Genomic DNA, 23,454 nt, shown 5'->3' with positions numbered 1-23,454 from the left:
GTGACGATGATCGGCGCCCTGGTCCTCGCGGGCTGCGGCGACTCGGACTCCGGCTCCGACGCCTCGGCCACCGGTGCCGAACTCTCCGTCGACGCCGCCTACATACCGCAACCGGTCTCCGACACGATGGCGGCCGGTTTCCTCACCATCACCAACGAGGGCGACGCCAAGGACGAACTGACCTCCGTCACCAGCGAATCCGGTGACGTCACCGTGCACGAAACCGTCGACGGGACGATGAAGGAGGTCGACCGCCTCCCGATCCCCGCCCACGGCCGGCTCGTACTGGAAAGCGGCGGCAACCACCTGATGTTCGAAAAACTGAAGCAGCGGTTCAAGGAAGGACAGACGGTCCCCGTCGAACTGCACTTCGCCCACTCCGACCCCGTCACGGTCAAGCTGCCCGTGAAGGCGGCCACGTACCAGCCGACCGACAACTCGGAACACTCCGGACACTGAGGGAGGGACCACCTTGACGCAGACCATCGCCCCGCGCGTCCGGACCCTGGTGCTGCTGCTTCTGGCCGCGGCCTGCGCGCTGCTCGCCGGCGCGGGGCCGGCCTCCGCGCACGCCGCACTGACCGGCAGCGACCCCCGGCAGGGGGCGGTGGTCGACAAGGCTCCGGCCCAGGTGTCGCTCACCTTCTCCGAGTCCGTCTCCATGGACGACGACTCGCTGCGCGTCCTCGACCCCAAGGGCAAGCGTGTCGACGACGGCAAGCCGTCCGGCACGGGCGGCACGGCGTACTCCGTGAAACTGCACACCGGCCTGCCCGACGGCACGTACACGGTGACCTACCAGGTCGTGTCCGCCGACAGCCACCCCGTCGCCGGTGCCTACACCTTCTCCATCGGCGCCCCGTCCGAGACCTCCGTCTCCGTCTCCGGCACGGAGGCGGGCGGCGGGGCCGTCGGCTGGCTGTACGGCCTCGGACGGTACGTGTCGTACGCCGGGTTCACCATGCTGGTGGGCGGCGCCGCCTTCGTCCTCGCCTGCTGGCCGCGCGGCTCCGGAGTACGGGCCGTACAGCGGCTCGTCGTCTCCGGATGGCTCACGCTGACCGCCGCCACCCTGCTGCTGCTCCTGCTGCGCGGCTCCTACACCGGTTCCGGAAAGCTCGGCGACGTCTTCGACCTGAACCTGCTCGGCGAGGTGCTGCAGACCAAGACCGGCGCCTCACTGGTCTCCCGGCTGCTGCTGCTCGCGGCGGCGGCGCTGTTCGTCGCCGTACTCTTCGGCGCCTATGACAAGCGGGAGGACGAGGAGAAACGGGACCTCACCTTCGGGCTCGCCGTCGGCGGGGCCGTCGTGGCAGCCGGACTCGCGGCGACCTGGGCGATGTCCGAACACGCCTCCGTCGGCCTCCAGACCGGTCTCGCCATGCCGGTCGACGTCGTCCACCTGCTCGCCATGGCCGCCTGGCTCGGCGGGCTCACCACCCTCCTCGTCGCCCTGTACCGGACACCCGCGGACACACCGGTCCCCGCCCTCGCCGTACGGCGGTTCTCGCGCGTCGCCTTCGGCAGCGTGGTCGCGCTCGTCGTGACCGGCACCTACCAGTCCTGGCGTCAGCTCGGCTCCTGGACGGCCTTCACCGACACCCGGTACGGACAGCTGCTCCTCGGCAAGATCGGGCTGGTGGCGGTGCTGGTCGGCATCGCCTACCTCTCTCGACGATGGACGGCACAGCTGACGGAGACGGTGCCCACCATCGCCCGTCAACGGGAGAAGGAGCAGCTCCGGGCGTCCACCGACCCTACGGCCGAGAAGGCGAAGACCGCCGGGAAGGCGACCGGGGAGACCGCGGAGGCCACAGGAAAGACGGCCGGGACCGCGTCCGAGAAGACGACCGGGACCGCGAAGGCCGTCGAAGACGTGTCGGGTGCGGGTGCGCCGGACAGCTCCGGCGCCTCCCGGCGGGCCGCCCAGCTCGCGCGGCAGCGCGCGGCCGTGGACGCCGCCCGGCAGAAACGGCAGAGGGACGCCGACCCCCACCGCTTCGGCCTGCGCCGCTCCGTGCTCGCCGAGGCGGGCGTCGCCGTCGTCCTGCTCGCCGTCACCACCGTCCTGACCCAGACCGAGCCGGGCCGGACCGAGGAGGAGGCCAAGGCCGCCAACTCGTCCTCCGCCTCCACGTCCGCCCCCTCCACCGGGGCGGTCACCCTGGACATGCCCTTCGACACCGGCGGCCAGAACGGCAAGGGCGTCGTACGGGTCGAACTCGACCCCGCGCGGGTGGGCGCCAACGACATGCACCTCTACGTCGAGGGCCCGAACGGAAACGCCTTCGACATCCCCGAGGTGAAGGTCGCCTTCACCTTGAAGGCCAAGGACATCGGGCCGCTGCCCGTCGTCCCCGACCACATCACCACCGGACACTGGTCGGCGAGCGGGGTCCAGGTCCCGATGGCCGGCGACTGGGAGGTCGCCGTGACCGTACGGACCTCCGACATCGACCAGGTGACCGTCTCCAAGAACGCGCAGATCGGCTGAACCGCACCATGTCCGACCAGTCCATCCCGGAGGCCCGTACCCCCGAGGCGCCCCACGGGTCGCCCGGCACACCCGGTTCCCCCGACTCCGAAGACACCACCGCCCGCGAGGGCATCTCACGGCGGCGGCTGCTCGGCACCGCCGGTGCCACCGGGCTCGTACTCGGCGCGGCGGGCACTGCCGCGGGTTACGCCGCCGCGCCCTCGTCCGCGGCCACGCCGCTCACCGCGCTGGGCAGCGAGCAGGTGATGTTTCACGGGAAACATCAGCCCGGCATCACCACCCCCATGCAGTCCCGCGGCCACTTCGTCGCCTTCGACCTGGCGGCGGGCGCCGGCCGCAAGGAGGCCGCCGCACTGCTGCGCCGCTGGACCGAGACCGCCCGGCGGCTGATGGCGGGGGAGCCCGCCGGGGCTCGTGACACGAGCGTGGCCCGGGACGCGGGGCCTTCCTCGCTGACCGTCACCTTCGGGTTCGGGCACAGCTTCTTTGGCCGGACCGGTCTGGAAGAACAGCGCCCGGTCGCCCTCGACCCGCTGCCCGACTTCTCCTCCGACCACCTCGACAAGAAGCGCAGCAACGGCGACCTGTGGGTGCAGATCGGTGCCGACGACGCCCTGGTCGCCTTCCACGCTCTGCGCGCGATCCAGCAGGACGCGGGATCGGCCGCCCGTGTCCGCTGGCAGATGAACGGCTTCAACCGCTCGCCGGGCGCCACCACCCACCCCATGACCACCCGCAACCTCATGGGCCAGATCGACGGAACCCGCAACCCGAAGCCGGCCGAGGCCGACTTCGACCAGCGGATCTTCGTCCCCGAGAACCCCGGGGCGAACGCGGAGTACCAGGACGGGCCGGCGTGGATGGCGAACGGCTCCTACGCCGTCATACGCCGCATCCGCATGCTCCTCGACGACTGGGAGAAGCTCTCCACCAGGGCGCAGGAGGACGTCATCGGACGCCGGAAGGCCGACGGGGCGCCGTTGTCCGGAGGCACCGAGACGACCGAGATGGACCTGGAGAAGACGGACCAGGACGGGAACCTGGTCGTCCCGATCAACGCCCACGCCCGCATCACCCGCCCCGACCAGAACGGCGGCGCGGCCATGGTCCGGCGCCCCTTCTCGTACCACGACGGATTCGACGCGGACGGTGTCCCCGACGCGGGCCTGCTCTTCGTCTGCTGGCAGGCCGATCCGCTGCGCGGCTTCGTGCCGGTACAGCGCAAGCTGGACCGTGGAGACGCGCTGTCGCAGTTCGTCCGGCACGAGGCGAGCGGTCTTTTCGCGGTGCCCGGCGGCGCCGCGGAGGGAGAATACGTGGGTCAACGGCTGCTGGAGGGGTGAAACCGGCCGGAGGTCACCCCTCGGAGCGGGATGCGCGGGACGCGTGAGCCGGGTCTCCCCGGGCCCATTAGGGTGAGGACATGCCAGCCAGTTACGCGTATCTCGGCCCTGAAGGCACCTTCACCGAAGTCGCCCTGCGCACGCTTCCGGAGACGGCGACCCGGGAACTGGTCCCGTACGTGTCCGTCCAGTCCGCGCTCGACGCGGTGCGCGCCGGCGAGGCCGAGGCCGCGTTCGTGCCGATCGAGAACTCCGTCGAGGGCGGCATCACCACCACCCTCGACGAGCTGGTCGCCGGCCAGCCGCTGATGATCTACCGCGAGGTGCTGCTGTCCATCACCTTCGCGCTGCTGGTCCGCCCCGGCACCAAGCTGTCGGACATCAAGACGGTCACCGCCCACCCCGCCGCCCAGCCCCAGGTGCGTAACTGGATCAAGAAGCACCTCCCGGACGCCGCCTGGGAGTCGGCCGCCTCCAACGCGGACGGTGCCCGATTGGTGCAGGAGGGCCGGTACGACGCCGCATTCGCCGGCGAGTTCGCCGCGGCCCGCTACGGTCTGGAGGTCCTGGAGGCCGACATCCACGACGCGGAGAACGCCCAGACGCGCTTCGTGCTGGTGGGCCGCCCCTCCCGGCCTGCGGCGCCCACCGGCGCGGACAAGACCTCCATCGTGCTCTGGCAGCGCGACGACCACCCCGGCGGCCTGCGCGACCTCCTGGGCGAGTTCGCCACCCGGGGTGTCAACCTGATGCTGCTGCAATCCCGTCCCACCGGTGCCGGCATCGGCAACTACTGCTTCTGCATCGACGCCGAGGGGCACATTTCCGACCGCCGGGTGGCCGATGCCCTGATGGGCCTGAAGCGGACCTGTCTCCAGGTGCGCTACCTGGGTTCGTACCCGCGCGCGGAGGTCGCGCCGGCGGACGTGGGCGCACTGCGGCCGGGCACCTCGGACGAGGCGTTCGTCGCTGCGGCGGACTGGGTGACGCGCTGCCAGGACGGCCGTTTCTGACGGCCGGAATCGGCCGTCGGCCAGTCGCACCAGTCGCACCAGCCGATATGCGTTATCCACAGAAGTTATCCACAGGTCTGCTTCTCGACCTGGGGACAAGTCGACAGCGAAACGGCATTCAGTCGACATATCCCCCTACGGTCCCTCACTCCGCACACAGGCCTCCAGGCAACCCTTCGTCCACCTGTTTCCCGCTCTCCATACTCCGGGGTGACGCCGGGCGCCCGGTTTCCACTCGAAAGTGGGGCCGCAGAGGGTTTGAAACAGCCCGCTTCGGGGGCGGGGGACGGTCGATTTCGCGAGTCCACAGATCTTGCGCACAGCCTGTGGATAACTTTTCCGGATCGAGCACCCCTGTGGACAGCCGAACGCGTCGGACTACTCAAGTCCGCCTCCGCACAAGGAGATTCGGTCACCCCGTCGTCACCCCGTCGGGTCAACCAGCAGTCAGCCCGCCGTCCGAGCCGTTGGTTCGTTCCAAGGGAAAAAACGCTCTTCACCGACAGAGGGAACGTGAAGCAGACCAGGGTCACAAAAGGCTCGATCTCCGCATAACGGGAACCGAGACCCGCGATCGGCAATAGTGAGTCGAGACCCGTCACCGCGCACCGGTAGCCTTGACCGCGTGATTGACCTTCGCCTGCTCCGTGAGGACCCCGACCGTGTGCGCGCGTCGCAGCGTGCCCGTGGAGAGGATGTCGCGCTCGTCGACTCCCTCCTCTCCGCCGACGAGCGGCGCAGGTCGTCCGGCGTCCGCTTCGACGAGCTGCGCGCCGAGCAGAAAGGCCTCGGCAAGCTCATCGGCAAGGCCACCGGAGACGAGAAGGCCGAGCTGCTGACGCGGGCGAGCCGGCTCGCCGCCGACGTCAAGACGGCCGACGCCGAGCGCGACGCGGCCGACGCCGAGACCCAGGAGCTGCTCCAGCGGCTCGGCAACCTCGTCCACCCCGACGTGCCCGTCGGCGGCGAGGAGGACTTCGTCACGCTGGAGACGCACGGCACGCACCGCGACTTCGCGGCCGAGGGCTTCGAGCCCAGGGACCACCTGGAGCTCGGCCAGCTGCTCGGCGCCATCGACGTCGAGCGCGGCGCCAAGGTCTCCGGCTCGCGCTTCTACTTCCTGACCGGCGTCGGCGCGCTCCTGGAGCTCGCCCTGGTCAACGCGGCGATCGCCCAGGCCACGGCGGCCGGCTTCACGCCGATGCTGACCCCGGCCCTGGTACGCCCGCAGTCGATGGCCGGCACCGGCTTCCTCGGGCAGGCCGCCCAGGACGTCTACCACCTCGACAAGGACGACCTGTACCTGGTCGGCACGTCCGAGGTGGCGCTCGCCGCGTACCACATGGACGAGATCCTGGACGCCGACCGTCTGCCGCTGCGCTACGCCGGCTTCTCGCCCTGCTTCCGCCGCGAGGCCGGCTCGCACGGCAAGGACACCAAGGGCATCTTCCGCGTACATCAGTTCGACAAGGTCGAGATGTTCTCCTACGTCCTCCCCGAGGACTCGCAGGCCGAGCACCAGCGCCTGCTGGAGTGGGAGAAGCAGTGGCTGACGTCGCTCGGGCTGCCGTTCCGGGTCATCGACGTCGCCTCGGCCGACCTGGGTTCCTCGGCCGCGCGCAAGTACGACTGCGAGGCGTGGATCCCGACCCAGGGCAAGTACCGCGAGCTGACCTCGACCTCGGACTGCACCGAGTTCCAGTCGCGCCGGCTGTCGATCCGGGTCCGTGAGGACAAGAAGGTTCGTCCGCTGGCCACGCTCAACGGCACCCTGTGCGCCGTGCCGCGCACGATCGTGGCGCTCCTGGAGAACCACCAGCAGGCCGACGGTTCGGTACGTGTGCCAGAGGTGCTCCGTCCGTACCTGGGCGGCCGGGAGGTCCTGGAACCGGTGGCCAAGTGACTGACGCCCCCTCCGCCACGGGGTCCGGCGCCGGTTCCGCCGGGAGCTTCCCCTACCGGCTGATCGCGACCGATCTCGACGGCACGCTGCTGAGCAGTGACGACTCGATCTCACGGCGCACCCGTGAGGCGCTCGCCGCGGCCACCGGGGCGGGCGCGGCGCACATCGTGGTCACCGGCCGCGCGGTCCCGTGGACCCGGCACATCCTCGACGACCTCGGCTACGACGGGCTGGCCGTCTGCGGTCAGGGAGCGCAGGTCTACCACGCCGGGGAGCACCGGCTGCTGACCTCGGTCACCCTGGACCGTCAGCTGGCCGGGGTGGCGCTGGCCAAGATCGAGGCGGAGACCGGCCCGCTGTACCTGGCGGCGAGCCGCGACGGCCTGGACGGCGATGTCCTGGTGGGGCCGGGTTACGAGGTCGGGGGCGACCTTCCGGCCGTGCCGTTCACCGACGCCTCCGACCTGTGGTCGGCGCCGCTGAACAAGATCTACATCCAGCATCCGACCCTGTCGGACGACGAGCTGGCCGAGGCGGCCCGGCACACCGCGGGCGGCTTCGTCACGGTGACCATGGCCGGCGCGGGCATCGTCGAGCTGCTCCCCCTCGGCCTGTCCAAGGCCACCGGCCTGTCCCTGGCGGCGCGTCGGCTCGGTCTGAAGGCCGCGGACACGATCGCGTTCGGCGACATGCCCAACGATGTCCCGATGTTCGGCTGGGCGGCGCGGGGCGTGGCCATGGCCAACGCTCACGAGGAGCTGAAGGCGGTGGCCGACGAGGTGACGTCCTCGAACGACGAGGACGGCATCGCGGTGGTGCTGGAGCGCCTGTCGTCCTGAGCTCGCGCCCAGGAACGATGGCGTCTCGGGCGCCAGGCCGCTGAGGCCACCGCTCCATGCGGCTGAGAGCGGCTGAGAGCACATCCGGCGGCACGGTCCGGACGGCGCCGGCGTCCCCTTCGGTCGGCCCACGCGAGGGGCCCTCACGTGCTCGAAGCGGCCGTCCGATTCGTCGGCCCCGTCCGGCCTCGTGCATCACCACAGTGCCGGTACGGAAAGCCGGGCGCCACCGATTAAAGGGGGACGCACGCCGCGTCAGCGGCGGCGCCACCCGCGGCGTCGCCCCTTGCTGAAGAACCAGCCCGCGGGTGGCTCGTCGGAGCGCCACGGCTGCGGCTCCGGCTTCTCGCCGCGCCAACGGGCGGCGAGCATCCGGGCGCGGGCCGAGGGTTCGGGGGTCCCGGCACCGCGTATGAACTCCTCGTCCAGGACGAGGCCGTCCCAGGTGTCGTCGGCGGCTTCGGCGGCGGCTTCGGGAGCGGTTTCGGGGACGGTTTCGTCCTCCAAGCCGGCTCTGGTGGCGTCCCCGGCTCCGTCGTCCGGCTGCTCGCGGCCGTCCCGCTGAGGTGTCTGGCCCGCCATCCCTGTTCCTCCCAGCCGTGCGCCCTCGCGTGTCCCCTGCATGTCCCGCGTGCATCCCCCGGCCGGCCCGTGTGCCCGGGCCGGAGCGGAGGCCCCGTCAGGTCCGGGGCCCTTCGGTCACTCCTCCCCGGCGAGCGTCAGCGACCGCAGCTTCTGGCCGGCGAACCAGGTCGCGAGCACGGTCACCCCGGCCAACAGCACCGTCGCGGTCGTCAGACCGACGTCGGAGGTCACCAGGTTCCCGTCGGCGACCTTCTGGGCCACCGCCAGCGACCACTGCTGGACGCTCAGGGTCCGGGCGCCGGGCACCAGCGAACCGAACAGCGCCTCCCAGACGAGGGCGTAGACGAGCCCGAAGACCACCGCGTGCCGGGACACCGTGCCCAGCAGCAGAAACAACGCGGCGTAGGCGATGGAGGCGACCAGCGCGGCGATCGTGTAGGCGACGGCGACCTGCTGGCCGTTGCCGTTGAGGATCAGGCCGGCGAGCAGCGTGGGTACGGCGGAGAAGACCATCGTCACGGCGACGGCGACGATCAGCTTGGTGAAGATGATCGTCGGCCGTTTGATCGGCTTGGACAGCAGGTACACCACGGAACCGTCGTCGATCTCGGGGCCGATGGCTCCGGTACCGGCGATGACGCCGATGATCGGCACCATGGTGGCGAGGGCGAATCCGCCCAGCACGTCCGCCGCGGTCTGGTCGTCGGCTCCGGCGAGCGCGCGCACCGCCACGGCGATGACGAGCAGCAGCAGGGGCAGCGCGCCCAGGATGAGGGCCCGGCGGCGGCCGAGCAGGGCTCGGTAGGTGAGCCTGGCGACTGTGGGGTCGTACATTCTTCGGCCTCCTACGCCGCGACGAGATACGAGAAGACGGACTCGAGGGACTCGTCGGACGGCGAGACCGTGAGCAGCCGGATGCCGTGGTCGCGGGCGACCTTGGGCAGCAGGGCCGTGAACCGGCCGAAGTCGATGGCCTGGATGCGCAGTGCGCCCTCGGCGAGGTCGACCTCGATGCCGGACGTCGACGGGTCGGCGATCAGCGCTGCCGCGAGGGCCCGGTCGTCGCTGGAGCGCACCAGGTAGCGGTGCGGCCGGTCGGTCATCAGGCGGCGGATCTTGCGGAAGTCGCCGCTGGCCGCGTGGCGTCCGGCGACGATGACCTCGATGTGCCAGGCGAGCTGTTCGACCTCTTCGAGGATGTGCGAGGAGAACAGCACCGTGCGGCCCTCGTCGCCCATGCGCCGCAGCAGGTCCATCAGCTGCATGCGCTGGCGCGGGTCCATGCCGTTGAACGGCTCGTCGAGCAGGAGCAGGGACGGCTGGTGGACGAGGGCGGAGGCCATCTTCACCCGCTGCCGCATGCCCTTGGAGTACGTGGCGATCTTCCGGTCCTGCGCGTACTCCATCTGCACAGTGGCGAGCGCTTCGTGGGCCGCCTTGGCGCCGAGGCCGTGCAGCTCGGCGTTGGCGAGGACGAACTCCCGGCCGGTGAGGAAGTCGTACATCGCCTCCCGCTCGGGGACTATGCCGATGTGCTTGTAGATGGCCTCGTTGCGCCAGACCGGCTGGCCGTCGAGGGTGACGCTGCCGGTGGAGGGGGCGAGGAAGCCGCCCATCATGTTGATGAGGGTGGACTTCCCAGCGCCGTTGGGGCCGAGGAGGCCGGTGACGCCGGGGCCGATCGTCATGGTGATGTCGTTGACGGCGACCACGTTGCCGAACCAGCGGGAGACGTGGTCGATGTTCAGCGTGGTCACAGTCCCACCTTCGTGTAGCGGCGCATCAGCAGGCCGTAGGCGCCGGCGATCAGGCCCAGGGTGACGAGGACGTAGACCGCGCCCTCGCCGTTGCTCGGGCCGATCCCGCCGGGGAAGGCCGAGGTGGCGCCCAGGAAGGCGGACTGCACGCCGTCTATGAGGGTGATCGGTGAGAACAGCCCGATCCAGGCGACGGCCCCGGAACTGCCCTGGACGTCCGCGATGGCCTGAAGCGTGGATACCGCGCCGTAGGTGATGGTCAGGACGGCGATGACGGCCGCGATGCCGAAACCACGGCGCGGGGTGACCGACGCGACGACCAGGCCGAGGCCGGCGAAGAGCAGCGAGAGCAGTGCCACGGAGACGAGTCCTTGTGCGAACCCCTTGGTCTGGTCCGCGAAGTCGAGTTTGGCCAGCAGCGCGCCCACGTAGAGCACCAGCAGGGGCGCGGCGGTGAGGATGAACAAGGCCGAGGCCAGCGACGCGTACTTGGCGCGGACGTAGTCGGAGGTCTCGATCGGCCGCGAGAAGTAGAGCGGGACGGTCTTGAAGCGCAGGTCGCGCGAGACGGACTGGGGGGCCTGTGAGGCGACGTAGAGGCTGATGACGGCCTGCAGGACGATCGCGTAGCGCGTGTAGTCGACAGGCAGGTCGTTCGCCTTGGTCGCGACGGCGACGGCGACCATGATGGCCGCGGGCAGGCACATCACCACGAACAGCAGCATCGGCAGCACCTTGGACTTGGCCGAGCGGCCGAGGCCGTAGGCGCCGCGCAGGGACTGCGAGTACAGCGAGCGGCGGGCGTAGGCGCGGCCGAGGCGGGGGCCGTCGTAGCTGCGGTAGCCGATGTTGTGGATGCGGGTCTGGTCACCCGCCGCGTGGGCTACGGGCTGCTCAGTTGCCATGGCCGACCGCCTCCTTCCGTTCTGCGTCGCTGTCCGTGAAGACCTCCGAGATGTGGTGCCGGCGCTGCTCCATGCGCACCAGGCCGAGGCCGAGGTCGGCGATGACGTCTCTGACCAGGTCGTAGGTCTCCTCGCCCGCCGCGGTGAGCAGCAGAACGTGGCCGGCGCCGGGCAGGCCGCTGCCGTCCTGGACGGTCACCCCCCGCGCGTCGAGCGCGTCGCGCACCGCGCGGGTGCCGTCGGGGTGCTCGTCGCTGTCGGTGACCTCGATCGCGAGGGTCGTCGTGCTCTGGGTGAAGTCCGTGGTCGAGCTGGAGCGCAGCAGCGCGCCGCCGTCGACGACGACGACGTGGTCGCAGGTGCGCTCCAGTTCGCCCAGCAGGTGCGACGTGACCAGGACGGAGATGCCGAAGTCGGTGTGGATGCGGCGGATGAGGCCGAGCATCTCGTCGCGGCCGACCGGGTCGAGGCCGTTGGTGGGCTCGTCGAGGAAGACCAGCTGGGGGTCGTGGACGAGTGCCTGCGCGAGTTTCACGCGCTGCTTCATGCCGGTCGAGTAGCCGCCGATGGGCCGGTAGCGCTCCTCGTACAAACCGACGTGGCGCAGGGTGTCGGCCGTGCGTTCGCGGGCGGCGGTGGGCGGCAGGCCGGACATGCGCGCCATGTGGACGACGAACTCGGTGGCCGAGACGTCCGGCGGCAGGCAGTCGTGTTCCGGCATGTAGCCGACCCGCTCGCGGATGTCGGCGCCCTTGGTGGCGACATCGAGTCCGAGCACTTCGGCCCGGCCCTCGGTGGCGGGGGACAGACCCAGCAGGATCTTGATCAGGGTGGACTTGCCGGCGCCGTTGGCGCCGACGAGTCCGGTCACACCGGGTCCGATGTCCACGGAGAGCCGGTCGAGCGCGGTCACCCGGGGGAACCGCTTGCTCAGGCTTTCGGTCGCGATCACAGTCACATCCATGACAGTAGTGACGCCCGCCACTCGGGTCGTCAGACCGGAGAGCCGTCTTGGCATCAGTCTCGAGTAGTACGGGCCCGTAGGGGATGCCGTACCTGAGAGCCACGGAGCGGCTTTCCGGGGCCGCGCGGGCCGCCCTATTGACGCTGGGTCTAACAGCTGGGAGATTCGGCGTCGTCACGTGACGAGCGAGCAGCACGGTCGGCACGGATCGCGGAGTTTCCCTGCCCCTGCCCCTGCCGCCGTCGTGCCATCCCGTCCCATCCGTCCGGCGCGAGAGCGCCTCGCGGGTGGACGACGATCTGCCGCGCACGCGGCGCTGGGCGGAGGAGAGATGACGGTGCTGGACGGTGCCAGGGAGCGCTGGGTGCGCACGGGCGGGGTCGAGCTGTGCGTGGCCGAACTGGGTGACCCGCGACATCCCACCGTCGTCCTGGTGCACGGCTATCCGGACAGCAAGGAGGTCTGGTCCGAGGTGGCCGCCCGCCTCGCCGGCCGATTCCACGTGGTCCTCTACGACGTCCGGGGCCACGGCCGGTCCACCGCGCCCACCCCGCTGCGCGGAGGGTTCACCCTGGAGAGGCTGACGGACGACTTCCTCGCCGTGGCGGACGCCGTCAGCCCCGGCCGGCCCGTGCACCTGGTGGGCCACGACTGGGGCTCGGTGCAGTGCTGGGAGTTCGTCACGGTGAGGCGTACCGAGGGGCGTATCGCCTCCTTCACCTCGATGTCCGGGCCGTCCCTCGACCACTTCGGGCACTGGATCAACAAGCGTCTGAGGCGCCCCACCCCGCGCCGGATCGGACAACTCCTCGGTCAGGGCGCCAAGTCCTGGTACGTCTACCTGCTGCACACACCCGTACTGCCCGAACTGGCCTGGCGCGGCCCCCTCGGCAAGCGCTGGCCCGGCATCCTGCGAAGGGTCGAGAAGGTGTCCGGCGGCGACTACCCGACGCCGTCCCTGCCGTCGGACGCGGCGCACGGGGCGTGGCTGTACCGGGACAACGTCCGGCCCCGGCTGCGCCACCCTCGCGACGACGCCCACGCGCACGCGCCCGTGCAGCTCATCACCCCCCTCGGCGACGCGTTCCTGTCGGAGCGGCTCTACGACGAACTGGAGCTGTGGGCGCCGCGGCTGACCCGCCGCACGCTGCCGGCCAAGCACTGGGTGCCACGTACCCGGCCGGACCGGCTGGCTGACTGGATCACGGAGTTCGTCACCGCCGTCGACGGCGGCCGGCCCGGGACCGCGGCGAGCGGGAAGCACGCCGACCGCTTCGGCGGGCAGCTGGTACTGGTGACCGGCGCGGGCCACGGCATCGGGCGGGCGACGGCGTTCGCCTTCGCCGAGGCCGGCGCGCGTGTGGTGGCCGTCGACCGGGACGCCGAGTCCGCCGACCGCACCGCGGAGCGGTCCCGGCTGATCGGTGCGCCGACGGCCTGGGCGGAGACCGTCGACGTCTCCGACGAGCGGGCCATGGAGAAGCTCGCGGCCAAGGTCGCCGCCGAGTACGGCGTGGTGGACATCCTCGTGAACAACGCCGGGATCGGCATGTCGGGCTCCTTCTTCGACACCGCACCGGAGGACTGGAAGAAGGTCCTCGACGTCAACCTGTGGGGTGTGATCCACGGTTGCCGCCTGCTCGGCAGGCAGATGACCGAGCGCGGGCAGGGCGGCCACATCGTCAACATCGCGTCCGCGGCGGCCTACCAGCCCTCCAGGGCGTTGCCCGCCTACAGCACCTCCAAGGCGGCCGTGCTGATGCTGACCGAGTGCCTGCGCGCCGAACTGGCCGGTCAGGGCATCGGTGTCACGGCGATCTGCCCCGGCCTCGTCAACACGGACATCACCTCCACGGCGCGTTTCGCGGGCGTCGACGCCGACGAGGAGAAGCGACTGCGGCGGCGCACGGCGCGGCTGTACGGGCTGCGCGGCTACCCGCCGGAAAGGGTCGCCGACGCCGTACTGGAGGCGGTCGTGCGCAACAGGGCCGTGGTCCCGGTGACGCCGGAGGCACGCGGCGCCCATCTCTTCTCCCGGTTCGCACCAGGGGTGCTGAGGCGACTCGCGCGCGTGAAACCGCCTCTGTGATATCCACAGAGACACCCAACCAGCCTGTGGATAACCGTGCCTGACTGTGGATCAAACCTGGGCGGCAAAATCGATCGCGTGATGTGCGTCGCTCTCGGCACGCTGGTTCCATGCAACAGGAACACACAGACGACGGCAGACGCACCGTAAGGGTGTCCAAATACCTGTCGAAGCATCTGCGCCACCAGCCGGAGAGAATCGGGCTGACGCTCGACGAGGCCGGCTGGGTCGAGATCGACACACTGATCGCCGCGGCGGCGGCACACGGCTTCCGCTTCACCCGCGCGGAGCTCGACCACGTGGTCGCCACCAACGACAAGCGACGCTTCGCGATCGAGGGCACCCGTATCCGCGCCAGCCAGGGCCACAGCATCGACGTGGATCTCGCACTCCGCGCGGCAACCCCGCCTCCGTACCTCTACCACGGGACCCTGGCCAGACACCTGGACGCGATCCGCGCCGAGGGGCTGAGGCCGATGAACCGGCACGACGTGCACCTTTCGACGGACCGCGAGACCGCGACCCGTGTGGGTGCCCGCCGCGGCCGGCCGGTCGTACTGTCGGTGGACGCCGCCGCCATGCACCGCGACGGACATGTATTCCACATCAGCGCGAACGGGGTCTGGCTGACGAAGATCGTGCCGCCGCGGTACCTGCGCTTCCCCGCTCGGCACTGAACCCGCATGATCGGTGGCATGGAGCAGCTGCCCACCACCCAGTCCGCCGTCACCGCTCTCCGCGCCATCGCCGCGGAGTACGCGCTGGAGATCGAGGTCACGGACGACATCGGCGCCGACCAGACCTCCCGCCGCAGCGCCGCGGGCGTGGGCGTGACCACCGACGCCGACGGCTCCCTGCCCCATGAGGCGTTCGTGGAGTTCGGCGGAGTGCCCCGGGTGAGCGTCCGGCTCTTCCCCGAGGGCGACGCTCTGATCACTGTCGAGGACGTGGAGTTTCCCGACACCCCACGCGAGGACGTCCCCGCGTTTCTGCGTTCCGTCTTCGGCGGTCTCTCCTTCGTCGAGGGACGTCGTCTGACCGTTCCGCTACCGGGGGACCGCACGTACAGGGAGTTGGTGCCGATGCTCCTCCTCACCCCGTGGCTGAGCAGCCGCGTACGGTGACGCCGGTGGCCGTTTCACGTGAAACCGGCGTCGGCCGCATAGGCTCAAAGGCATGAGTCTGCGTCTGAGCACCGTGATCCTCCCGTACCGCCGCTGGCACGAAGGCGGCCGTTCGACCTGGATGCGTGCCGAGCAGCTCGGTTTCCACACCGCGTACACCTACGACCACCTGTCCTGGCGAAGCTTCCGGGACGGCCCGTGGTTCGGCGCCGTTCCGACGCTCACCGCTGCCGCGTCCGTGACCGAGCGGCTGCGTCTGGGCACGCTGGTGACCTCGCCGAACTTCCGGCACCCGGTGACGCTCGCCAAGGAACTGATCTCTCTCGACGACATCTCCGGTGGCCGGGTCACGCTCGGCATAGGAGCGGGCGGCACCGGCTTCGACGCCACCGCCCTCGGCCAGGAGCCGTGGACGCCGCGTGAGCGGGCCGACCGGTTCGCCGAGTTCCTCTCGCTGCTCGACCGGCTGTTGACCGAGGACGCCGTGTCGTACGAGGGCGACTTCTACTCGGCGCACGAGGCGCGCAATATCCCAGGCTGTGTGCAGCGGCCCCGGCTGCCCTTCGCCGTGGCCGCGACCGGTCCGCGCGGGCTGCGGCTCGCCGCGCGCTGCGGGCAGGCGTGGGTGACCACCGGCGATCCGAAGCTGTACGAGAACGGCACTCCCGAGCAGTCGGACCGGGCGCTGCGGCGGCAGAGCGACAAGCTGGCCGACGCCTGTGCCGCGATCGGCCGGGACGTGAGTGAGCTGGACAGGGTTCTGCTCACCGGCTTCACGCCGGACCGCAGCCGGCCACTGGAGTCCGTGGACGCGTTCGTGGACTTCGCCGGACGGCACCGTGATCTGGGCTTCACCGAGCTCGTCGTCCACTGGCCGATCCCCGAGTCGGACTTCACGGCGGACGAGAAGATCTTCGAACGGATCGCTACGGAGGCACCGGCGCAGCTGAAGGACTGAGGGCCGTAGCGGTTGAGGGCCGTAGCGGCGGAGAGACCCCCGGGTGGAGAGCCGTAGCTCACAGATGTGCGGACTGACGCACGTTCGTGCGGGCATATGCGTGACAATGACCGGGTGATCTCAGCGACCCGACAGCCCGAGCCCCCGGCCGCGGCCATCCGCCCGCGGCTCATCGCCACCGACCTCGACGGCACACTGCTGCGCGACGACAAGTCGGTCTCCCCGCGTACGGTCGCCGCGCTGGCCGCCGCCGAGGAGGCGGGCATCGAGGTCTTCTTCGTCACCGGCCGTCCCGCCCGCTGGATGGACGTCGTCAGTGCCCACGTCCACGGTCACGGCCTCGCCATCTGCGGCAACGGTGCCGCCGTGGTCGATCTGCACGGCGGCCCCGGAGCACACCGGTTCGTGAAGGTCCGGGAGCTGGCCCGGGAGAACGCGCTGGACGCCGTACGGCTGCTGCGCGAGGCGGCGCCCGGCACGGTGTACGCGGTCGAGCAGACGTACGACTTCCACCAGGAGCCGGCGTACCCGAAGATGCACATGGAGGTCCCCGACGACCTCGCCCCCGCGGAGGAGATTCTGGCGCCGGGTGGTCGTGCCGCCGCCCAGCCGGTGCTCAAGATCCTCGCTTTCCATCCCGAGCTGGACCCCGACGGCTTCCTCACGCTGGCCCGCCTCGCCATCGGCGACCGGGCCAACGTCACCCGGTCCAGCTCCACCGCCCTGCTGGAGATCAGTGGGCCGGAGGTCTCCAAGGCCAGCACGCTCGCCCTGTGCTGCGCCGAGCGCGGAATCTCGCACGAAGAGGTCGTCGCCTTCGGTGACATGCCGAACGACGTGGAGATGCTCACCTGGGCGGGACGGTCGTACGCGATGGGCAACGCGCACCCGGACGTGGTCGCCGCCGCGTCGGGGCGGACGGTCGCCAACAACGATGACGGGGTGGCGGTCGTGATCGAGCGGCTGCTGGCGGACCTGCCCTAGGGAAGATGTTCCCGCGGGGCGCTCGGAGCCGTCAGAGCGGCACCCCGCGCTGCGACAGCCACGGCACCGGGTCCAGCGCCGAGCCCATCTCCGGTGTGACCCGCACCTCGAAGTGCAGGTGCGGCCCGGTGGAGTTGCCGGTGCTGCCCGACTGCCCGACCCACTGGCCGGGGCGGACCCGGTCGCCCTGGTCGACGGCGACAGCGGCGAGGTGGGCGTACTGCGTGTAGTAGCCGCCCGCGTGCTGGACCACGACCTGGATGCCGAACGCGCCGCCGCACGACACCTTCACCACCCGGCCCGTTCCGACCGACCGCACCGGCGTTCCGACCGGCACCGCGAAGTCCTGGCCGGTGTGCCGGTTCGCCCACCGCGACCCACCGCTGCCGAAGGACGCCGACAAGGCGTACGTCTCCACCGGTGACACCCAGGACCGGCCGAGGCGCATGTCCGGCTGGTCGAGACGGACCGCGCCGGGGCACGAGCCGGCCGCGACCGAAGCGTCCGCCTGTCCCTCCAGCCGTGACCGCGCGGCCTCCAGCTTGCCCGCGATCCTCTTCTTCAGCCTGGCCAGTCCGGCGTTGCGTTCCTCCAGCGCCTGCCAGGCCGCCCGCGCCTTGGCCTCGTCGGCGACGAGCCGGTCCTCGGCGCGCAGGCTCTTGGCGATGGCCTTGTTGACGGCCAGGTCCACGCGTGACACCGCCCGTTGGCCACGCATCAGTTCCTCGGGGTCGTCCGCGAGGATCATCCGCGCGGTGAGCGGGAGCCCGCCGCCGCCGCGGTACTGGGCACGGGCGAACCGGCCCAGATCCTCGTGCATGGCGTCGATCTTCTGCCGCTGCCGGTCGAGCCGCTTCTCGTGCTCCAGGGCCTTCGACCGCTGCGCCTCGGCCTCGCGCCGACCGTCCTCGTACTGCCGGGTGGCCTTGGCCGCGTCCTCGTAGAGCCGCGCCACCTGAGCACCGGCCTCCGTGCCGGTGCCCCCGTCCTCGTCCATGGCGTCGGTGGGGCGGGCCGCCAGCACGGCGAGCGCGCACAGCAACACCGGAACGAGGAGCGGATGTCGGCGAGGTGAGCGCATGTCAGTGATCCTGGCCCGAGTGGGGGCGCACGGTCTTGTCCAGGTCGTACGAGTGGGGGACCCGTTGCTGCACACGGCTCAGTGCGGCTGCTGCACATGGGGCAACACGGCACCGGAAGCGCTCAGTACGGTGCCTCCCACAGCACTGTCGCGCCGCCGCCGTCCGCCCCGATGCCCGGCCCGAGCCGACTGGTGCCGCCGACGGTCTCGGCACGGCGCTCGAGGTTGTGCAGGCCGCTGCGCCGACCGCCCTCGGGAATGCCGACTCCGTCGTCCGCGACGGTCAGCCGCACACCCCGCCGACCGTCCGGCAGGGTCACCGCCGCGTCGACGACGACCTCGATCCGGGTCGCGTGGGCGTGCCGGAAGGCGTTGGACAGGGTCTCGCGCAGCGCGGCGATGAGGTTCTTGCCGGTCAGGTCGTCGACGGCGGTGTCGACCGGGCCGACGAACCGGTGCGAGGGCGTGAAGCCGAGTGGCACGGCCGCCAATGTGATCTCACGCAGCACGCGTGTGCTCAGCCCCGGGGGAGCCTCCACGGGGTGCCGCAGCGCGAAGACCGCCGAGCGGATCTCCTGGATGGTGACGTCGAGTTCGTCGACGGCCCCGCCCACACCGTCGCGTACTTCGGGCACGGCCGATCCGCGCTGGGCGCTCTCCAGCATCATCCCGGTGGCGAACAGCCGTTGGATGACGAGGTCGTGCAGGTCCCGGGCGATGCGGTCGCGGTCCTCGTACACCGCGAGCCGCTCCCGGTCACGCTGGGCGTCGGCCGTCATCAGCGCCAGTGCGGCCTGCGAGGCGAACCGGTCACCGAGCGCGCGCTCCGTTCGTGTGAACGGGCGCTCCCCCGGGGCGCGGGGCATGACCAGACCCCCCAGGACCCGGCCGTCCCGGCACAGGGGCAGCAGCATGACCGGTCCGTACGCGCGTACCGGACCGGCCTCCAGGCGCGGGTCGGTGGCAGCGTCGTTCACGAAGACGGGGCGTCCCGCGAGGAGTTCGGCGACGATGCCGTTCTCCGGCGGGATGACCACACCCAGGGCGTTCACGGGATGCTCCGCCGCCACGGCCACGATCTCCAGGCCGCCCCCGTCGGCCGGCAGCAGCACGATGCCGGCCGACGCTCCGGAGAGCCGTCGTGCCTGTTCGGCGACGATCTGGAGGGCGTCGTCGATGTCACCGCCGGACAGCAGCGCGGTGGTCACGGCGACCGACCCGTCGATCCAGCGCTCCCGCTGCCGGGCCGCCTCGTACAGCCGCGCGTTGCCGATAGCGATGCCGGCCTCCGCGGCCAGGACCTGGACCATGGCGAGGTCGTCGTCGTCGAACGGCTCCGCGGCACGTTTGTCGGTCAGGTAGAGGTTGCCGAACGTCTCGCCCTGTACGCGGATGGGGACCCCGAGGAAGCCGCGCATCGGCGGGTGGTGCTCGGGGAATCCGCACGAGCGGGGGTCCTCGCTCAGGTCCGTGAGCCGGACCGGCTCCGGGGCGCGGACGAGGGCGCCCAGCAGGCCTGTGCGTCCGTCGGGCAGGTGGCCGATCCGTCGGACGGTCGCCTCGTCGACGCCGTGGTGCACGAAGTCGACGAGGCCGTCACCGTCCTCGCCGACGACGCCGATGGCCGCGTACCGGGCGTTCGCCAGGCCGGCCGCCGTCTCACAGATCCGGTTCAGCGTGGAGTGCAGCTCCAGTCCACTGCCGACGGACCGCATCGCGTCCAGCAGGGCCGGCACCCGTGCCAGGAACTCGGCCGAGGCTCCCTCACGGGGGTGCGAGGGGCCTGGAGGTGGTGCTGGGGCCATGACCCGAGCCTAATGAGACCTCTTTGTTCAGGAAAGTCGGATTCGCCTTTGTCCGGGACAATTCGGTGTGCCGAAGATCTCGGCCGAGCTGAGCACGGGCCGCCGGTCACTTGGCCCCCACCAGCAGTTCCGACGCCGCCTCCCGCTCGGCCATCGCCCGCAGCGGCCCCGGCACAGCGGTCAGTTCCGCGTATGTCCCGCGCTGCACGACGCGGCCCTCGTCCAGCACGATCACCTCGTCCACGGCGTCCAGACCCGCCAGCCTGTGTGTGATCAGCAGTGTCGTTCGGCCCTCTGTGGCGGCCAGCAGATCGGCGGTGAGAGCGTCGGCGGTCGGCAGGTCCAGGTGCTCGGCGGGCTCGTCGAGCACGAGAACCGGGAAGTCCGCGAGCAGCGCCCGGGCAAGTGCCAGCCGCTGCCGCTGCCCGCCGGACAGCCGTGCCCCGTGCTCCCCGACCAGTGTGTCCAGACCGGCGGGCAGGCTGTCGGCCCACTCCAGCAGCCGGGCCCCTGCCAGCGCGCCGCGCAGCTCGCCCTCGGTGGCGTCCTTCTTCGCCAGGAGCAGGTTCTCGCGCACCGAGCTGTCGAAGATGTGCGCGTCCTGCGCGCACAGCCCGACGAAGCGCCGTACGTCGTCACCGGCCAGGGCGTAGGCGTCCACGCCGGCCAGTGTGTAGGAGCCCGCGTCCGAGTCGAGGAACCGCAGCAGGACCTGGGCCAGGGTCGTCTTGCCGGACCCGGACGGTCCGACGACGGCGACACGGCGGCCTTCCGCCAGCGTCAGGCCGACCCCTGCCAGGGCGTCCCGATCCTGTCCGGGGTGGCGTGCGGCCAGCGACCTGAGAACGACCGGGAACGGCGACGTGGGCGCCCGCCGGGGCGTCTCCGGCTCCCGTACGGGCGCGGGGGCGTCCAGCACCTCGTACACGCGCTCGGCGCTCCTGTGCACCCGCTGCCGGTACTGCACGGCCAGCGGCAGCCCGAGTACGGCCTCGAAGGCGGCCAGCGGGGTGAGGACGACGACGGCCACGGCCACGCCCGCGAGCCGGCCGTCGGCGAGGGCCTGGATTCCGACGAGGGCGGCGCCCGCGACGGTCAGGCCGGAGATCAGCGCGGTGAGCCCGTCGCCCAGCGCGGTGGCGGTGGCGGCGCGCAAGGCGATCCGGGTGAGCGTGCCGTCGGCCCGGCGCGCCTCGGCGGCACGCGCGGGCAGAGCTCCGGCGACGGTCAGCTCGGCGGTACCCGTGAGCAGGTCGGCCACCCGGGTGGCGAGCACCCCGCGGGCCGGGGCGAGCCTGTGCTCGGCTCGCCGTGCCACGGCGCCGGTGACCAGCGGGACCCCGGCTCCGGCCGCCAGCAGGCCGACCGCGAGAACGGCACCCGCCTCCGGCAGCAACCAGGCCGTGAAGCCGACCGAGGCGGCCGAGACGACCACCGCGGACACGGCCGGCAGCAGCCAGCGCAGCCAGTAGTCCTGGAGGGCGTCGACATCCGCGACGAGCCGGGACAGCAGGTCGCCCCGACGGCTGCGGCGCAGCCCCGTGGGTGCCAGCCGCTCCAGTCGCCGGTACACGGCGACCCGGGTGTCGGCCAGCATCCGCAGCACGGCGTCGTGCGACACGAGCCGCTCGGCGTAGCGGAACACGGCCCGCCCGATGCCGAAGGCGCGCGTCGCCGTCACCGCCACCATCAGATACAGCACCGGCGGCTGCTCGGAGGCACGCGAGATGAGGTATCCGGAGGTGGCCATCAGGCCCACGGCACTGCCGAGGGCCAGGCTGCCGAGCAGCAGGGCGAGGCCGAGCCGCCCGCGCCGGGCGGCGGACATCGCGCGCACCCTGGCGAGGATGCCGCCCCGTACCTCCGCCGAGCGGGCCGGGGCGTCGGGGCGAACCGGAGCAGTGGCTCCAGGAGGTTCCTCGGCAGAACGGGCAGCCGATGCCCGACCGACGGTCGCGGCGGTGCGTACCGGGTCCTCCAGCCGTACCACCCGGTCGGCCACCTCCAGCAGGGCCGGCCGGTGCACCACCAGCAGCACCGTCCGCCCCTTGGCCAGCCTCCGTACGGCGGCCACGATCTCGGCCTCGGTCGCCCCGTCCAGGGCGGCGGTCGGCTCGTCGAGCAGCAGCACCGGCCGGTCCGCGAGGAACGCCCGGGCCAGCGCCAGCCGCTGCCGCTGCCCGGCGGACAGCCCGGCCCCGTCCTCCCCGAGCACCGTCCCCGTTCCCTCGGGCAGCGCGTCCACGAACTCCAGCGCGCCCGCGTCCAGCAGTGCCCGCCGTACGGCGGCGTCGTCGGCCTCGGGACGGGCCAGCCGTACGTTCTCGGCGATGGTGCCGGCGTACAGGTGCGGGTGCTGGGACACCCAGGCGACACGCGCGTGCCACTGCGCCAGGTCGAGGGAGGTGAGGTCGGCTCCTCCGACGCGGATCCGCCCCCCGGTCGGGCGTACGAAGCCGAGGAGGGAGTTGAGGAGGGTCGACTTGCCCGCCCCGCTCGGGCCGACGAGCGCGAGCGTCTCGCCGGGCGCGACGGTGAAGCTCACGTCCGTCACGGCGTCCGCGTCGCGTCCGGGGTAGCGGACGGTCACGTCCTCGAAGGACAGGGCACCGTCCGTCGGCACCGGGCCGTTCCCCGGGGCCGGGACGGGCCGCTCCAGCACCTCGAAGATCTCCTCGGCGGCGGCGAGCCCCTCGGCCGCCGCGTGGTACTGCGCCCCCACCTGCCGCAGCGGCAGATAGGCCTCGGGTGCCAGCACGAGTACGACCAGGCCGTCGTACAGGGCCATGTCTCCGTGGACGAGCCGCATGCCGATGGTGACGGCGACGAGCGCCACGGAGAGGGTGGCGAGCAGTTCCAGTGCGAAGGAGGACAGGAAGGCGATCCGCAGCGTCCGCATGGTCGCCTGCCGGTATTCGCCGGTGATGTGCTTGATCGAGTCGGCCTGTGCCTTGGCCCGCCCGAAGACCTTCAGCGTCGGCAGCCCGGCGACCACGTCCAGGAAGTGCCCGGACAGCCGGGACAGCAGCCGCCACTGGCGGTCCATCCTGGACTGCGTGGCCCAGCCGATCAGGACCATGAAGATCGGGATGAGCGGCAGGGTGCCGACGATGATGGCCGCCGAGACCCAGTCCTCGGTGACGATGCGGGCCAGCACCGCCACGGGTACGACCACCGCGAGTCCCAGCTGCGGCAGATAGCGCGAGAAGTAGTCGTCGAGCGCGTCGACTCCGCGGGTGGCCAGGGCGACCAGCGACCCGGTCCGCTGTCCGCTCAGCCAGCCGGGGCCGAGCGCGGTGGCCCGCTCCAGCAGCCGGCCCCGCAGCTCGGACTTGACTGCCGCGCTCGCCCGGTGCGCGGCCAGTTCGGTGAGCCAGCCGACCAGCGCGCGACCGCAGGCGACGGCCACCAGGAGCAGCAGGGGAGTGCGTAGTTCGGCTGCCGTCATGCCGTGCTGGAAGGCGCCCACCACCGCCTCGGCGATAAGCATCGCCTGCGCGACGAGCAACCCGGCGCCGACGGCGCCCAGGACGACGACCGCCGTCAGGAAGAACCGGGTGGCTCGGGCGTACCGCAGGAGCCGCGGGTCGATGGGTTTCACGTGAAA

Annotated in this window: 19 protein-coding genes; 11 read left to right on the top strand and 8 right to left on the bottom strand. The window is 71.5% G+C overall.

What is annotated here, in order from left to right; all coding sequences use genetic code 11:
• The first annotated feature begins 6 nt into the window (after positions 1-6).
• The 6 genes from QC283_RS31785 (at position 7) to QC283_RS31760 (ending at position 7,595) form a co-directional block, all read left to right on the top strand.
• Positions 7-459, top strand: a complete 453-nt coding sequence (locus QC283_RS31785; RefSeq protein ID WP_279565262.1) for a copper chaperone PCu(A)C — start codon at positions 7-9, stop codon at positions 457-459.
• Positions 460-472: 13 nt separating this feature from the next.
• Positions 473-2,494 (top strand): copper resistance CopC/CopD family protein, encoded by a 2,022-nt coding sequence (locus QC283_RS31780; RefSeq protein WP_279565201.1) that lies wholly within the window; start codon positions 473-475, stop codon positions 2,492-2,494.
• Between the two features lie 8 nt (positions 2,495-2,502).
• Entirely contained in the window at positions 2,503-3,840 is a 1,338-nt protein-coding gene (gene efeB / locus QC283_RS31775) for an iron uptake transporter deferrochelatase/peroxidase subunit (protein ID WP_279565200.1), read from the top strand.
• 80 nt (positions 3,841-3,920) lie between these two features.
• Complete coding sequence (pheA, locus tag QC283_RS31770; RefSeq protein ID WP_279565199.1) at positions 3,921-4,853, top strand: prephenate dehydratase; 933 nt, start codon at positions 3,921-3,923, stop codon at positions 4,851-4,853.
• A gap of 625 nt (positions 4,854-5,478) precedes the next feature.
• Complete coding sequence (serS, locus tag QC283_RS31765) at positions 5,479-6,756, top strand: serine--tRNA ligase (protein ID WP_279565198.1); 1,278 nt, start codon at positions 5,479-5,481, stop codon at positions 6,754-6,756.
• A complete protein-coding gene (locus tag QC283_RS31760; RefSeq protein WP_279565197.1) occupies positions 6,753-7,595 on the top strand; it encodes an HAD family hydrolase in 843 nt (280 codons plus the stop codon). The genes serS and QC283_RS31760 overlap by 4 nt, the downstream gene beginning before the upstream one ends.
• 255 nt (positions 7,596-7,850) lie before the next feature.
• Here QC283_RS31760 and QC283_RS31755 read toward each other — a convergent pair whose 3' ends face one another.
• From QC283_RS31755 to QC283_RS31735, 5 genes are all read right to left on the bottom strand, one after another.
• Positions 7,851-8,102, bottom strand: coding sequence for an SGM_3592 family protein (locus tag QC283_RS31755; RefSeq protein ID WP_279565261.1), 252 nt, complete (start codon positions 8,100-8,102; stop codon positions 7,851-7,853).
• Positions 8,103-8,294: 192 nt separating this feature from the next.
• Positions 8,295-9,014, bottom strand: a complete 720-nt coding sequence (locus tag QC283_RS31750) for an ABC transporter permease (protein WP_279565196.1) — start codon at positions 9,012-9,014, stop codon at positions 8,295-8,297.
• Positions 9,015-9,025: 11 nt separating this feature from the next.
• Positions 9,026-9,937 carry an ABC transporter ATP-binding protein gene (locus tag QC283_RS31745; protein WP_279565195.1) on the bottom strand — a complete coding sequence of 304 codons (912 nt, stop codon included), beginning with the start codon at positions 9,935-9,937 and terminating at the stop codon, positions 9,026-9,028.
• Positions 9,934-10,842 (bottom strand): ABC transporter permease, encoded by a 909-nt coding sequence (locus QC283_RS31740; protein WP_279565194.1) that lies wholly within the window; start codon positions 10,840-10,842, stop codon positions 9,934-9,936. Before QC283_RS31740 ends, QC283_RS31745 begins: the two co-directional genes overlap by 4 nt.
• Positions 10,832-11,806 carry an ABC transporter ATP-binding protein gene (locus QC283_RS31735; RefSeq protein WP_279565193.1) on the bottom strand — a complete coding sequence of 325 codons (975 nt, stop codon included), beginning with the start codon at positions 11,804-11,806 and terminating at the stop codon, positions 10,832-10,834. Before QC283_RS31735 ends, QC283_RS31740 begins: the two co-directional genes overlap by 11 nt.
• Positions 11,807-12,137: 331 nt before the next feature.
• Here QC283_RS31735 and QC283_RS31730 point away from each other — a divergent pair, with 331 nt between their 5' ends.
• From QC283_RS31730 to QC283_RS31710, 5 genes are all read left to right on the top strand, one after another.
• Positions 12,138-13,895 (top strand): SDR family oxidoreductase, encoded by a 1,758-nt coding sequence (locus tag QC283_RS31730; protein WP_279565192.1) that lies wholly within the window; start codon positions 12,138-12,140, stop codon positions 13,893-13,895.
• A 110-nt stretch (positions 13,896-14,005) separates the two neighbouring features.
• A complete protein-coding gene (locus tag QC283_RS31725; protein ID WP_279565191.1) occupies positions 14,006-14,572 on the top strand; it encodes an RNA 2'-phosphotransferase in 567 nt (188 codons plus the stop codon).
• Positions 14,573-14,578: 6 nt separating this feature from the next.
• Entirely contained in the window at positions 14,579-15,019 is a 441-nt protein-coding gene (locus tag QC283_RS31720) for a hypothetical protein (RefSeq protein WP_279565190.1), read from the top strand.
• A 52-nt stretch (positions 15,020-15,071) separates the two neighbouring features.
• The gene (locus QC283_RS31715) at positions 15,072-15,977 is read left to right on the top strand and encodes an LLM class flavin-dependent oxidoreductase (protein ID WP_279565189.1); all 906 of its coding nucleotides are present in this window, start codon (positions 15,072-15,074) and stop codon (positions 15,975-15,977) included.
• Positions 15,978-16,073: 96 nt separating this feature from the next.
• Positions 16,074-16,961: an HAD-IIB family hydrolase gene (locus tag QC283_RS31710; protein ID WP_279565188.1), complete on the top strand. Its 888-nt coding sequence runs from the start codon at positions 16,074-16,076 to the stop codon at positions 16,959-16,961.
• Positions 16,962-16,992: 31 nt separating this feature from the next.
• Here QC283_RS31710 and QC283_RS31705 read toward each other — a convergent pair whose 3' ends face one another.
• The 3 genes from QC283_RS31705 to cydD all read right to left on the bottom strand — a co-directional run bounded on the left by QC283_RS31705 (position 16,993) and on the right by cydD (position 23,448).
• Positions 16,993-18,042 (bottom strand): M23 family metallopeptidase, encoded by a 1,050-nt coding sequence (locus tag QC283_RS31705; RefSeq protein WP_279565187.1) that lies wholly within the window; start codon positions 18,040-18,042, stop codon positions 16,993-16,995.
• A gap of 122 nt (positions 18,043-18,164) precedes the next feature.
• Positions 18,165-19,847: a sensor histidine kinase gene (locus QC283_RS31700; RefSeq protein WP_279565186.1), complete on the bottom strand. Its 1,683-nt coding sequence runs from the start codon at positions 19,845-19,847 to the stop codon at positions 18,165-18,167.
• A gap of 106 nt (positions 19,848-19,953) precedes the next feature.
• On the bottom strand, positions 19,954-23,448 hold the full coding sequence (gene cydD, locus QC283_RS31695) for a thiol reductant ABC exporter subunit CydD (RefSeq protein WP_279565185.1): 3,495 nt from the start codon (positions 23,446-23,448) through the stop codon (positions 19,954-19,956).
• Positions 23,449-23,454 lie beyond the last annotated feature (6 nt).

This window comes from Streptomyces sp. DH41, assembly GCF_029813785.1.
Taxonomy (GTDB): domain Bacteria; phylum Actinomycetota; class Actinomycetes; order Streptomycetales; family Streptomycetaceae; genus Streptomyces.
The sequence above is the reverse complement of the archived record's forward strand: the minus strand, read 5'-3'. Positions and strand labels throughout refer to the sequence as shown.

What these genes read in the sequence shown, in the direction of transcription:
- efeB (WP_279565200.1), top strand. Translation starts at nt 2,503, where the DNA reads ATGTCCGACCAGTCCATCCCGGAGGCCCGTACCCCCGAGGCGCCCCAC.
- QC283_RS31705 (WP_279565187.1), bottom strand. Translation starts at nt 18,042, where the DNA reads ATGCGCTCACCTCGCCGACATCCGCTCCTCGTTCCGGTGTTGCTGTGC.
- QC283_RS31710 (WP_279565188.1), top strand. Translation starts at nt 16,074, where the DNA reads ATGCGTGACAATGACCGGGTGATCTCAGCGACCCGACAGCCCGAGCCC.
- QC283_RS31725 (WP_279565191.1), top strand. Translation starts at nt 14,006, where the DNA reads ATGCAACAGGAACACACAGACGACGGCAGACGCACCGTAAGGGTGTCC.
- QC283_RS31735 (WP_279565193.1), bottom strand. Translation starts at nt 11,806, where the DNA reads ATGGATGTGACTGTGATCGCGACCGAAAGCCTGAGCAAGCGGTTCCCC.
- QC283_RS31720 (WP_279565190.1), top strand. Translation starts at nt 14,579, where the DNA reads ATGATCGGTGGCATGGAGCAGCTGCCCACCACCCAGTCCGCCGTCACC.
- QC283_RS31700 (WP_279565186.1), bottom strand. Translation starts at nt 19,847, where the DNA reads ATGGCCCCAGCACCACCTCCAGGCCCCTCGCACCCCCGTGAGGGAGCC.
- QC283_RS31730 (WP_279565192.1), top strand. Translation starts at nt 12,138, where the DNA reads ATGACGGTGCTGGACGGTGCCAGGGAGCGCTGGGTGCGCACGGGCGGG.
- QC283_RS31785 (WP_279565262.1), top strand. Translation starts at nt 7, where the DNA reads ATGATCGGCGCCCTGGTCCTCGCGGGCTGCGGCGACTCGGACTCCGGC.
- QC283_RS31750 (WP_279565196.1), bottom strand. Translation starts at nt 9,014, where the DNA reads ATGTACGACCCCACAGTCGCCAGGCTCACCTACCGAGCCCTGCTCGGC.
- pheA (WP_279565199.1), top strand. Translation starts at nt 3,921, where the DNA reads ATGCCAGCCAGTTACGCGTATCTCGGCCCTGAAGGCACCTTCACCGAA.
- QC283_RS31740 (WP_279565194.1), bottom strand. Translation starts at nt 10,842, where the DNA reads ATGGCAACTGAGCAGCCCGTAGCCCACGCGGCGGGTGACCAGACCCGC.
- QC283_RS31715 (WP_279565189.1), top strand. Translation starts at nt 15,072, where the DNA reads ATGAGTCTGCGTCTGAGCACCGTGATCCTCCCGTACCGCCGCTGGCAC.